This is a genomic window from Streptomyces sp. NPDC030143, assembly GCF_055573695.1.
Window position 1 is genome coordinate 143,026 of the sequence record NZ_JBVIAY010000013.1, and the last position, 11,566, is coordinate 154,591.

The 11,566-nt window shown below is 73.4% G+C and carries 12 protein-coding genes; 9 read left to right on the forward strand and 3 right to left on the reverse strand.

Translation table 11 applies throughout. The features are described 5' to 3' along the window. Positions 1 to 4: 4 nt before the first annotated feature. Positions 5 to 1,402 carry a DUF6421 family protein gene (locus ACZ4YY_RS22765; RefSeq protein WP_468293025.1) on the reverse strand — a complete coding sequence of 466 codons (1,398 nt, stop codon included), beginning with the start codon at positions 1,400 to 1,402 and terminating at the stop codon, positions 5 to 7. Between the two features lie 198 nt (positions 1,403 to 1,600). Here ACZ4YY_RS22765 and ACZ4YY_RS22770 point away from each other — a divergent pair, with 198 nt between their 5' ends. Further along, entirely contained in the window at positions 1,601 to 2,284 is a 684-nt protein-coding gene (locus tag ACZ4YY_RS22770) for a glycerophosphodiester phosphodiesterase (protein WP_468293027.1), read from the forward strand. Positions 2,285 to 2,315: 31 nt separating this feature from the next. Here ACZ4YY_RS22770 and ACZ4YY_RS22775 read toward each other — a convergent pair whose 3' ends face one another. Next, entirely contained in the window at positions 2,316 to 2,864 is a 549-nt protein-coding gene (locus ACZ4YY_RS22775) for a GNAT family N-acetyltransferase (protein ID WP_468293030.1), read from the reverse strand. A gap of 233 nt (positions 2,865 to 3,097) precedes the next feature. On the opposite strand from ACZ4YY_RS22775, the gene ACZ4YY_RS22780 reads away from it, so the two are divergent. The 3 genes from ACZ4YY_RS22780 to ACZ4YY_RS22790 all read left to right on the forward strand — a co-directional run bounded on the left by ACZ4YY_RS22780 (position 3,098) and on the right by ACZ4YY_RS22790 (position 5,463). Then, positions 3,098 to 3,490 (forward strand): VOC family protein, encoded by a 393-nt coding sequence (locus tag ACZ4YY_RS22780; RefSeq protein WP_468293033.1) that lies wholly within the window; start codon positions 3,098 to 3,100, stop codon positions 3,488 to 3,490. Positions 3,491 to 3,573: 83 nt separating this feature from the next. Continuing rightward, entirely contained in the window at positions 3,574 to 4,338 is a 765-nt protein-coding gene (locus ACZ4YY_RS22785) for a VOC family protein (RefSeq protein ID WP_468293036.1), read from the forward strand. Positions 4,339 to 4,416: 78 nt separating this feature from the next. Continuing rightward, the gene (locus tag ACZ4YY_RS22790) at positions 4,417 to 5,463 is read left to right on the forward strand and encodes an aldo/keto reductase (protein ID WP_468293038.1); all 1,047 of its coding nucleotides are present in this window, start codon (positions 4,417 to 4,419) and stop codon (positions 5,461 to 5,463) included. Between the two features lie 481 nt (positions 5,464 to 5,944). On the opposite strand, the gene ACZ4YY_RS22795 is transcribed toward ACZ4YY_RS22790, so the two are convergent. After that, positions 5,945 to 6,553 (reverse strand): MarR family winged helix-turn-helix transcriptional regulator, encoded by a 609-nt coding sequence (locus ACZ4YY_RS22795; RefSeq protein WP_468293041.1) that lies wholly within the window; start codon positions 6,551 to 6,553, stop codon positions 5,945 to 5,947. Between the two features lie 602 nt (positions 6,554 to 7,155). Between ACZ4YY_RS22795 and ACZ4YY_RS22800 the strand changes: the two genes are divergently transcribed. The 5 genes from ACZ4YY_RS22800 to ACZ4YY_RS22820 all read left to right on the forward strand — a co-directional run. Continuing rightward, positions 7,156 to 7,698 (forward strand): DUF5134 domain-containing protein, encoded by a 543-nt coding sequence (locus ACZ4YY_RS22800; RefSeq protein ID WP_468293044.1) that lies wholly within the window; start codon positions 7,156 to 7,158, stop codon positions 7,696 to 7,698. A gap of 94 nt (positions 7,699 to 7,792) precedes the next feature. Further along, on the forward strand, positions 7,793 to 8,728 hold the full coding sequence (locus ACZ4YY_RS22805; RefSeq protein ID WP_468293047.1) for a M56 family metallopeptidase: 936 nt from the start codon (positions 7,793 to 7,795) through the stop codon (positions 8,726 to 8,728). A 541-nt stretch (positions 8,729 to 9,269) separates the two neighbouring features. Then, positions 9,270 to 9,941 carry a phosphatase PAP2 family protein gene (locus tag ACZ4YY_RS22810; protein WP_468293050.1) on the forward strand — a complete coding sequence of 224 codons (672 nt, stop codon included), beginning with the start codon at positions 9,270 to 9,272 and terminating at the stop codon, positions 9,939 to 9,941. An 87-nt stretch (positions 9,942 to 10,028) separates the two neighbouring features. Continuing rightward, positions 10,029 to 10,721 (forward strand): HAD family hydrolase, encoded by a 693-nt coding sequence (locus ACZ4YY_RS22815; RefSeq protein WP_468293053.1) that lies wholly within the window; start codon positions 10,029 to 10,031, stop codon positions 10,719 to 10,721. A 186-nt stretch (positions 10,722 to 10,907) separates the two neighbouring features. Further along, positions 10,908 to 11,566 (forward strand): TetR/AcrR family transcriptional regulator (locus tag ACZ4YY_RS22820; protein ID WP_468293056.1); only part of this gene is annotated, 659 nt, incomplete at its 3' end.

Below are 11,566 nucleotides of genomic sequence, written 5' to 3' on the forward strand. Positions count from 1 at the left end.
TCGCTCACGCGGCGATCCGCTCGGCCCCGTCAGCCGTGATGCCCTTGGTGGAGGCGATCACGTTCTTCAGCTTCTTGGACAGTGCCTCATAGAACATGCTCAGCGGAAACTCGTCCGGAAGCACGTCATCGACGAGCTTGCGCGGCGGCTGGGTCAGGTCCAGGGCGTCGGGGCCCTTGGCCCACCGGGAGCCGGGGTGCGGGGCGAGGTAGGTGGAGACCAGCTCGTACCCGGCGAACCAGTGGACGAGCTTGGGGCGGTCGATGCCGTCGCGGTAGAGCTGCTCGATCTCGGCACACAGCTCGTTGGTGACCTGCGGGGCGCGCTGCCAGTCGATGAACAGCTTGTTGTCGGTCCAGCGGACGACGTCGTGCTTGTGCAGGTATGCGAAGAGGAGCTGACCGCCGAGGCCGTCGTAGTTGCGCACGCGCTCGCCGGTGACGGGGAAGCGGAACATGCGGTCGAAGAGCACCGCGTACTGCACGTCACGGGCCTGCGGGACGCCGTCGGCCTCCAGCTTGACGGCCTCCTTGAAGGCGGTCAGGTCGCAGCGCAGCTCCTCCAGGCCGTACATCCAGAACGGCTGGCGCTGCTTGATCATGAACGGGTCGAAGGGCAGGTCGCCGTGGCTGTGGGTGCGGTCGTGGACCATGTCCCACAGGACGAAGGCCTCCTCGCAGCGCTTCCGGTCCTGGACCATCGCGGCGGTGTCCTCGGGCAGCTCCAGACCCAGGATGTCGACGACGGCGGCGGTGACGCGGCGGAAGCGGGCGGCCTCGCGGTCGCAGAAGATGCCGCCCCAGGAGAAGCGTTCCGGCGCCTCGCGCACGGCGATGGTCTCCGGGAAGAGGACGGCCGAGTTGGTGTCGTAGCCGGCCGTGAAGTCCTCGAAGGTGATGCCGCAGAACAGCGGGTTGTCGTAGCGGGTGCGCTCCAGCTCGGCCAGCCAGTCCGGCCAGACCATGCGCAGCACGACCGCCTCGAGGTTGCGGTCCGGGTTGCCGTTTTGCGTGTACATCGGGAACAGCACCAGGTGCTGGAGGCCGTCGCGGCGGTCGGCGGCGGGCTGGAAGGCCAGCAGCGAGTCGAGGAAGTCGGGCACCTCGAAGCCGCCCTCCGCCCAGCGGCGCAGGTCCTTGACCAGGGCGCGGTGGTAGTCGGCGTCGTGCGCCAGCAGCGGGGAGAGCTCCTCGACGGCCTCGATGACCCGGCCGACGGCCTGCTCGGCGTCACCGCGCTCCGGGGCGCCCTCGGCCGCGAAGTCGATCGAACCGTCCTTCGACTGCCAGGGGCGGATCCGCTCCACGGCATCCTTGAGCACGGGCCACGCCGGGTGCTCCACCACCCTGGCCGCGGGAGGAACCTGTTCCCCCGAACCCACCTGCACAAGAATTTCCGTCATGTCCCACCCTCCACAGGAGAACCTCGCGTAAGGACACCGTAGGCATACGGGCTTCCTCTCAGCAAGGGGAGAGGCGGGAAAACGTCCTGCGTGCACGCATGGTCACCGAACTTTTTCCTGTACTCCACCGGCTGTCCAACGGCTTTGGCTACGCTGCGAGCTGCTCCAGCGCAGCCGTCTACGGAAGCGAGTCGATTCGTGGATCTGCTCACCATCGGTCACCGCGGCGTCATGGCCGTCGAACCCGAGAACACCCTGCGGTCGTTCGTCGCCGCCGAGCGGGCCGGCCTCGACGCGGTCGAGCTCGATCTGCACCTGAGCCGGGACGGGGCGCTCGTGGTCATGCACGACGCCGACGTGGACCGCACGACCGACGGCAGCGGGCCGGTCGCGGAGCTGACCCTCGCGCAGCTGCGCGCGCTCGACGCGGGGGCCGGCGAGCGCGTCCCGGTCTTCGAGGAGGTCCTGGAGGCCGTGTCGCTGCCGTTGCAGGCGGAGATCAAGGACGTGCGCGCGGCGCGGGCGCTGGCCGAGGTGCTGCGCGAGCGGGACCTGGCGGAGCGGGTGGAGGTGTCCTCGTTCCACGACGAGGCGGTCGCCGAGATCGCCCGGCTGGTGCCCGGCGTGCGCACCGCGCTCATCGGCGGCCGCTACGGGGTCGACATCGTGCGGCGGGCGGTGGACGTGGGCGCCGCGACGCTGTGCCTCGACATCCGGCGCCTGACCCTGGAGATCGTCGAGCAGGCCCGCGCCCGGGACCTGCGCGTCCTCGCCTGGGTGGTCAACACACCGCAGCACCTGCGGCTGGTGCGGGCCCTCGGTCTGGACGGCGCGACCACCGACCGGCCCGACACCAAGGGCACGGCCCGAGCCACCCTGTGACCACGCGCCCGCAGGATCGTCCCGGGCCGGCTCAGGCGAGGGGCTTGACCAGCAGTTCGAACCGGAGGTCGTCGCGCTGCGGGATGCCGAAGCGCTCGTCGCCGTAGGGGAACGGCGTCATCCGTCCGGTGCGGCGGTAGCCGCGCCGCTCGTACCAGGCGATCAGGTCGTCGCGCACGGAGATCACCGTCATGTGCATCTCGGCGACGCCCCACGCCTGGCGGGCCCGGCGCTCGGCCTCCGCGAGGACGGTCCTGCCGAGGCCGCCGCCCTGGGCGGTGGGGCTGACCGCGAACATGCCGAAGTACGCGTGGTCGCCGCGGTGCTCGAGCTGGCAGCAGGCGACGATCCGGCCGTCCCGCTCGACGGCCAGCAGCCGGCTGTCGGGCGACTCGATGATCGCCAGGACGCCCTCGGCGTCGGTGCGCTGCCCTTCCAGGATGTCCGCCTCGGTGGTCCAGCCTGCCCTGCTCGCGTCCCCGCGGTAGGCCGACTCGACGAGCGCGACGAGCGCGTCCACGTCGGTGGCCAAGGCTTCACGGAAGGTGAGTTCGGTGCTGGTCTCGACGGTGCTCTCCATGCTGGCGGTCTCCCATCTCGGACGCGGCTCGGCACCGACGAGCCTAAGGGGTCCTTGCATGAGCGCCTGGCCGCGTGGTCCGGTACCGCACCTCGCCGCGTTGCCGGCAAGCCGTGGTGGCTCCGCTACGAGGACTCTCCGGCGCCTTGCGGTGCACGGCACCGGACCACGCGGCCTGATCAGGCGCTCATGATGCAAGGACCCCTGACCGTCACCCACTACGCTCCGCATGCATGGTGCATGTACTCAGCAGCAGGGTCCTGATCCGCCCCACCGACCCCGAACGCTCCCGCGTCTTCTACGGCGACCGGCTGGGCCTCGCCGTCCACCGCGAGTTCGGCACGGGCCCGGAGCGGGGCACCGTCTACTTCCTCGGCGGGGGTTTCCTGGAGCTGTCCGGGCGCTCCGCGACCGCACCGGACCCGGGCGTACGGCTGTGGATGCAGGTCGCGGACGTGGCGGCGGCGCACGACGAACTGGCCGCGAAGGGCGTCGCGATCGTGCGGCCGCCGGTGAAGGAACCGTGGGGCCTGGTCGAGATGTGGATCGAGGACCCGGACGGGACGCCGATCGTGCTGGTGGAGGTGCCGGCGGACCATCCGCTGCGCTACCGCCCGGGCATCTGAGGCCAGCGGATGCCGGGGCCCGGGCCCGGGCTTAGAGTTTCGAAGGGTGCTGTGGGGGGTGCTTTCTCTTCGGAGGGAACGCCATGAAGCTCGACACGCCCGTGCCCGGCGGGCCCTGCTGGACCGAGCTGGGCACCAGTGACCTGGCGGCGGCCCAGCGGTTCTACGCCGAGCTGTTCGGCTGGCGGTGCGAGACGGACCCCCGGCAGGAGGCGGGCGGCTACACCGTCGCCCACCTGCGTGACGCGCCCGTCGCCGCGCTGAGCCCGCTCTACCAGGAAGCACAGCCCGTCGCCTGGAACGTGTCGTTCGCGGTCTCCGACGCCGATGTCACCGCGCGGATGATCGAGGAGGTCGGCGGCAAGGTCCTGGTCGGCCCCATGGACGTCTTCGACGTGGGCCGTTTCGTGGTGGCCCTGGACCCGGGCGGCGCGGCCTTCCAGCTGTGGCAGGCGCGGACGTTCCCGGGCGCGGGGCTGTTCAACGCGCCCGGCTCGCTGGGCTGGGTGGAGCTGCTGACCCGGGACCCCTCGCGGGTGGAGGCCTTCTACACGACGGTCTTCGGCTGGACCGTGCACACCTCCGAGCACTACACCCGGTGGGGCATCGGCGGCGCCGACTTCGGCGGCATGATCACGATGGACGACAAGTTCCCGCACGAGGTGCCGCCGCACTGGCTGCCGTACTTCTCGGTGACCGACGTGGACGCCACCGCGGCGACGGCGGCGGAGGCGGGCGGCACGGCGCTCATGGCGCCCACCTCGGTGCCCGAGGGCCCGCGGATCGCCGTGCTGCGGGACCCGCAGGGCGCGGTGTTCGGGGTGTACCGGTCCGGGGACGAGCCCTGAGGCCGTCGCCGTGTTTGCCCTGGAGTGCGCTCCAGCCCCTAGCGTCGTTCCCACGAACGGCCCTGAGGGGGAAGAGACATGCGGTACACACTGTTCGGCAGGACCGGCCTGCGGGTGAGCGAGCTGAGCCTCGGCACGATGACCATGGGCGGTGATCCGGGCTGGGGCGCCGACAAGGACACCAGCGCGAAGATCCTGGACGTCTACGCGCGGGCGGGCGGCAACTTCGTCGACACGGCCAACATCTACACCGGCGGCGACTCCGAGCGGTTCCTCGGGGAGTTGCTGGCGGGGCGACGCGAGGAGTTCGTCCTGGCCAGCAAGTACACGTGCGGGATCCGCGACGGCGACGTCAACGCGGCGGGCAACCACCGCAAGAACCTCGTGCAGTCGGTGGAGGCGAGCCTGGAGCGGTTGCGCACCGACCGGCTGGACGTGCTGTGGGTCCACGCCCGCGACCACTTCACGCCCGTCGACGAGGTCATGCGCGGGCTCGACGACCTCGTGCGCTCGGGCAAGGTGCTCTACGTCGGCGTCTCGGACTGGCCCGCGTGGGAGATCGCTCAGGCCAACACCCTCGCGGAGCTGCGCGGTTGGACGGCGTTCGCCGGATCGCAGCTGCGGTACAACCTGCTGGAGCGCACGGTGGAACGTGAACTGCTGCCGCAGGCGCGGGCGTTCGACCTGGCGGTGCTGGCCTGGGCGCCGCTCGCGGCGGGCAAGCTCACCGGGAAGTACCGGCGGGGCGAGTCCGGGCGGCTGGGCTCCGGGAACGAGGACCCGCGCGAGGAGGCCGTCGTCAGCGCCGTTCTCGAGGTCGCGGAACAGGGCGGCTGGAGCCCGGCCCAGGTGGCCCTCGCCTGGCTGCTGGGCCGGCCCGGCAACGTCGTGCCGATCGTCGCGGCCACCCGGGAGAGCCAGCTCGTCGACAACCTCGGCTGCCTCGACGTGCGTCTGGACGCCGACGCGGTGGCCCGCCTCGACGAGGCGAGCGCGGTGCCGCTCGGCTTCCCGCACGAGTTCCTGCGTGACCCCCAGGTCACCCGGAACGTCTACGGCGACCGCTGGCAGGCCATCGACGACCGGCGCTCCACCTACCGCCGCACGGCCCACGACGTGCTGTGATCACAGCCCTGACCGACGGCGCCCCGGGGCCGCCCCTCGGCCCGGACGACGGGGGCGACCGCGGGCGGAACGCCGCCGCCCGCCACGGGCGTCGACGGGAGGGGGCGGCCGGGCCCAGGGGCAGGGCCGACGGAGCGCCGCCTCGCCCCGCCGCCGACGCCGCCTTCGCCTTCGCCGCTGGCGGAAGGACGCGTTCGGGTCACGCCGGAGTGCGGGGCACCGCCCCGAGCGGCCGGCGTGGGCCACGGGAGGGAGTTTCGGGCCTTGCCGGCCCGCGGAGCACCGCTCCGGCCCCCGAGCGACGCCGACGGAGGGAGCGCCCGGGACCTCCCGCGCCGCCGACCACGCCGACGGAGGGGGCCTTCGGGCCCTGAGGTCCACGGAGCACCACTCCGGCCCCCGGTCGGAACCGACGGAGGGGGCGTTCCATCTCTGAGGGCCTGCGGAGTGCCGTACCGGGCCCGGACGGCGGAGGGGGTGGTCAGGCCCTGAGGGCCTGCATGTGGCCCTCCAGCCGCCTGAGCAGCTCGCCGAGGAGACCGGCCAGTTCGCCCTGTCGCCGGCCGTCGAGGGCGGACAGGAAGGCGCGCTCGTAGGCGAGCTGCTCGGGCAGGATGCCGTCGACGAGGTCACGGCCGGCGTCGGTCAGACGGACGTGGGCGACCCGGCGGTCGCGGGTGTCGCTGCGGCGCTCCACCAGTCCGCGTTCCGTGAGCAGCTTCAGGCGCTTGGTGACCGCGGCACCGGAGGAGAAGGTCTCGCGGGCCAGGTCGCCCGGGGTCAGCTCGTGCCCGGTGCGGCGGAGCGCGCCGAGCAGGTCGAACTCCGGCCGGCTCAGTCCTGCGCCGCGCAGCGGGGCGTCCTCGGCCCGCTGGAGCAGGGCGGCACACCGGTTGACCCGGCCGATGATCTCCATGGGCGCGGTGTCGAGATCGGGCCGCACGGTCCGCCACTGTCCGACCACCGCGGAGACGGTGTCGGCGCGGGGCGTTCCGGGGGTGGCCGCGGGGGGTGCCTGCCGCTCCCGGTCCGTCGGACCCTCGGATTCCTCGGGAGCCCCGTCCACGCGCCGTCCCTGCCTCGCCGTCATGGCCGTGCGTCCTCCGCTCTCGCGTCCGCGTTCCGGGCCGGGCGGTCCCTCGCTGCGGAAGGAGTCCCCGGCGGCGTACCGTCGCCGCGAGCGTACGGTGTCCGGGCCGTTCGGCGGCGGCGACCCTCCCTTCGGGCAGGGCGCGCTGCCACGGCTCGCCCATCGCGGCGTCGGCCGTGGTGCGCAGGTCGTCCAGGGCGCGGGCGAGGGTGCGGGCGGCGGATTCCAGGGCGGCGGGGCCGGGGGTGTCTCCGCGAGAGGCGGACGGCGCGCTCACGGGCGCGTTCGGCGGCCGTCAGGGCGTGTCCGAGACGGTCCCCGGCGCGGGGGTCGGTGACGACGACCGCGGCGGCGAAGCCGACGACGACGGCGACGAGGGTGTCCACGCCCCGCTCGCCGATCAGTTCGCCCACGTCCTGAAAAAGCAGGCCGGCACTCGGCATCCGGCATCCGGCATCCGAGGCACACCTCTGCGCAGTGGCGGGCCCCCGTACACCGTGCTCCGCCGAACGCTCCCCGTGTACACCTCTGCGCTTGCGTGCGCGCCGCGTGCCGTGGGCATCGCATCCCTCGACCGACCGTCGTCGAGCGGGGAGGTGCGCGTGCACGGACCGGCTTCGCCCGGCTGGCTGCTGGTCGCGCTGTGTGCGATGACCGGCGTCTACTGCCTGCTGCGGATGCGCAGCTCGGACGAGGAGCAGCGCCGGGCCGCGGGCGGCGAGGCGCTGATGGGCTTCGGCATGGCCGTGATGGCCGTGCCCGCGGCCGCGTTCACCCCGCCGGCGTGGGCCTGGCCGGTGTATGCGGCGGTCTTCGGCGCCGCCGCGCTGCGGGCGCTGTGGGCGGCCCGCGCGAGCGCCCACCACCTGCACCATCTGGTGGGGGCCTCGGCCATGGTCTACATGGCGGTCGTGATGGCCGCCTCCCCCGGCTCCGGGCACGGCCACGGCGGTTCGGGGGTTCCCCTCCTGACGGGTGTCCTGCTGCTGTACTTCACGGGATTCGTCCTCGTCTCCGGGGTCCGACTGCTGCCGGCGGCCGGGGCCGGGGCGGGGACCGTCGCATGGAGTGACCGGCCCGAACTGGCGCGGGCGTGCCGGTTGTCGATGGCGATCGGGATGCTGGCGATGCTGTTGGCGATGTGATCGGCGAGCCGCCTCGCGGACGGGTCGTGGTCTGCGTCACTTTGCCGGGCCGAGCCGTACCCCTGAGCGGCGCGCCGCTCATAGGGTGCTGTCCATGATGGTCCCCGCGGTCCTGCTGCTGCTCGGTGCCCTGACCGCCGTCGTCGCCCCCCGGCTGCTGGCCCGGGCCGACTGGCCGGACCGTGAACCGGTGGTCGCGTTGTGGGTGTGGCAGTGCGTGGTGGCGGCGGTCCTGCTGTGCTGCGCGCTGTCGATGACGCTGAGCGCGGCGGCCGCCTGGCAGGCGGTGCGCGGGCATGTCTTCGCGCCGGCCCCGAGTGCCGTCGTCGAGGCGTACGCGACGGGCGCGAGCGGTCAGTGGGCGGCTGCGACCGCGGTGACGCTCGCCTGTGCCGGGCTGTGGAGCGGGGCGATGCTGGTGCGGGAAGTCGTCCGGTCCCGGACCCTGCTGCGGCACCGCCGGGCCGAACTGCGCTCACAGGCACCGCTGCTGCCCGGTGAGGAGCCGACGAGCGGACGGCTCGTCGTGCTGGAGGGCGAGCGGCCCGACGCCTGGTGGCTGGCCGGCGGCGCACCGGGACTGGTCGTCACCACGGCCGCGTTGCGGCGCCTGAAGGGACGCCAGCTCGACGCGGTGCTCGCGCACGAGCAGGGGCACGCCCAGGCGCGGCACGACTGGCTGCTGCACTGCTCGACGGCGCTGGCCACCGGGTTTCCGCAGGTTCCGGTGTTCGCCGCGTTCCGCGACCAGATGCACCGGCTGGTGGAACTCGCCGCCGACGACACGGCCTCCCGTCGCTTCGGCCGGCTGACGACCGCGCTCGCACTGGTCGAACTCAACGAGGATCGGGGCGTGTTCGGCCCCTCCCCCACCCCGCACGCCCACGTCCCCCAGCGGGTGCACCGGCTGCTGACGCCCCCGGAGCGGCTCCCGGCGGCCCGCAGGCTCCGGCTGACTGCGGCGGCCTCGCTGGTGCCGGTGATCCCGGTCCTGGTGACGCTGGTGCCGGGGCTGCACGCCCTCGGCTGAGCACCACCGCGGTGGGCAGCCCACGCCGAGCGGACGGACGGGGTCCGGGCGGGATCCGGGCCGGGTCCGGGCGGGATCCGGGTAGCGCCCGGACCGAAGCCGGGCAGGCACCCGGGCGAGAGCCGCGCAGGCCCGGACAGAACGCGGGAAGGGGTGCGGGCGAGTCCGGACAGGAGCTGCGCGCGGCCGGAGCCGGGCAAGATGCGGACACGAGCCGGCAACGCCCGGACCGAAGCCGGACACAGCCGGAGCCGGGCAAGATGCGGACACAGCCCGAGCCAGGACCGGTTGCAAGGCCCGCGCAGCGCCCGAGCCAGAACCCCGGACAGGCCACAGCGCCCGAGCCAGAACCCCGGCCAGGCCCGGCCAAGGTCAGGTCAGGTCAGGTCAGGTCAGGTCAGGTCAGTTGAGAGTCAGGGACCCGCGCAAGGTCCGAACCGGACCCGGGGCAAGGTCCGAGCCGGACCCGAGCAAGGTCCCCAGGGTCCAAAACCCACCCCCACGTTGGCTTGGAACCCCGAGATTCGGCGAGGATCACACCATGCACACCCCGTCCGTCGAGTCCCCGCCCGCACCGTCGCCCCACCGCACGGCAGTCCGCGCCGCCCTGGCCACGGGAGTGGGATCCCTGCTGCTGCTCGTCCTGGTCGCGATCGAGTGGCGTCCCCTGATCTCCGCCGACGGCGACATCTCGCGCACGACGCACCGCTGGGCCGTCGCCGACCCCGACCTCACCCAGGTCTGCCGCGTGCTCACCGACTGGGTGTGGGATCCGCTGACCATGCGCCTGCTGGTCGCGGCGGTCGCGGTGTGGCTGGTGTGGCGGCGCTCGGCCTGGTGGACGGCGGTGTGGCTGGTCACCGCCTCGGCGGTCGGCACCGCCCTCCAGCAGGGCATGAAGGCCGCCGTCGGCCGCTCCCGCCCGGTCTGGCCCGATCCCGTCGACTCCGCCCACTACGCGGCCTTCCCCTCCGGTCACGCCCTGACGGCCACCGTGGTCTGCGGCCTCCTCCTGTGGCTGCTGCACCGCCACGGCGTCGGCGCCGCCCTGTGGCGTACGGCGCTGGCCCTGGCGGTGGTCTCGGTGCTCGGCGTGGGCCTGACCCGCGTCTGGCTCGGCGTCCACTGGCCGACGGACGTCCTCGGCGGCTGGCTCCTCGGAGCGATGGTCGTCGCGCTGGCGATCGCGGCCCACGTGCGGTGGCGGCCGTAGACGCGACGCGGCGCCCGCCTGCGGTGTGCGGCGGGACGACCCCCCGCCGCCTGGAGCGGGGCACGGGCCGTCCGTAAGATCCACCGCATGACCGCCACCGTGCTCTTCGACTTCTCCGGCACCCTCTTCCGCATCGAGTCCGCCGAGTCCTGGCTGCGCGCGGTGCTCGGTGCCGCGGGTATGACGCTGTCCGAACCGGAGCTGGTGCGCACGGCCCGGGCCCTCGAGTCGGCCGGTGCGCTGCCGGGGGGCGCGGCTCCCCTGCGGATGCCCGAGGAGCTGGCCGGTCTGTGGCGGGTGCGGGACGAGAGCGCGGAGCTGCACCGGGCCGCGTACACCGGCCTCTCCCGTCAGGTGACGCTGCCCGACCCGGCCCTGCACGACGCTCTGTACGACCGGCACATGACGCCGGCCGCCTGGGCCCCGTACCCGGACGCCCTGCCGGTGCTGAGCGCACTGCGCGAGCGGGGCGTCCGGGTGGGCGTGGTGAGCAACATCGGGTGGGATCTGCGGCCGGTGTTCCGGGAGCACGGCCTCGACGCGTTCGTCGACACGTACGTGCTGTCGTTCGAGTACGGGGTGCAGAAGCCGGATGCGCGCCTGTTCACGGCGGCGTGCGAGGCGCTCGGCGCCGATCCGGCGACGACGCTGATGGTGGGCGACGACCGGCGCGCGGACGGCGGGGCGGCGGCGCTGGGCTGCGCGGTGCACTTCGTGGACCACCTGCCGGCCGCGGAGCGTCCGGACGGGCTGCGGCCGGTACTGGACCTCGTGGGCTGACACGGGACAGGCGCTCCCGCCACCGGAAAGGCGCCTGAGGCCACTATCGGGGGAAGATACGCGCCCACTCTGGACGATCCCCCGCGTCGCCCAGAGCAGGCGGCAGCCCGGCGCACCTCCGACCGGAGGCCACCGGGTTGTCCTGAGTATAGTTGGCTGAGAGCCAGTCAACGCAGGAGTTTCAGAATGTCCCCGCGCAGCGCCTCGGTCAACGAAGAATTGCGACGGCGTTCCCGCGAGCGGCTGCTGCAGGCGGCCGTCGAGCTCGTGGGCGAACGCGGCTACGAGGCGACGACGCTCGGCGACATCGCGGACCGGGCGGGTTCGGCGCGCGGACTGGTGTCGTACTACTTCCCGGGCAAGCGCCAACTGGTGCAGTCGGCCGTGCACCGGCTGATGCATCGCACGCTGGAGGAGGCCCTGGAGCGGGAGCCGCGCACCGAGGACGGCCGGGAACGCATGGCGCGGGCCATCGACGCCGTCCTGGGGCTGGCCGGTGACCGTACGGTGCTGATGCGCCAGCACATGGCGGGGCTGCTCCAGGCGGAGGGGTTCGTGCAGTGTCCGGAGCAGCGGCGGCTGGCCGAACTGCTGCGGGACACGGTCGTGCGGCACGGGTCGCCGGACGCCGACACCGACTATCCGATGCTGCGCTCGCTGCTGATGGGCGCGGTCTACGCGATCGTGCTGCCGAACGTGGGCATGCCGGTCGCCTCGATGCGCGCCGAACTGTTCGCGCGCTACCGGCTGGACTGGGAGCAGGGGGTCCCAGGGGGGGGGGGGGGGGGGGGGGGGGGGGAGGAAGAAGAGGGGGGGGGGGGTTTGTTTTCCTCCCCCCCCCCCCC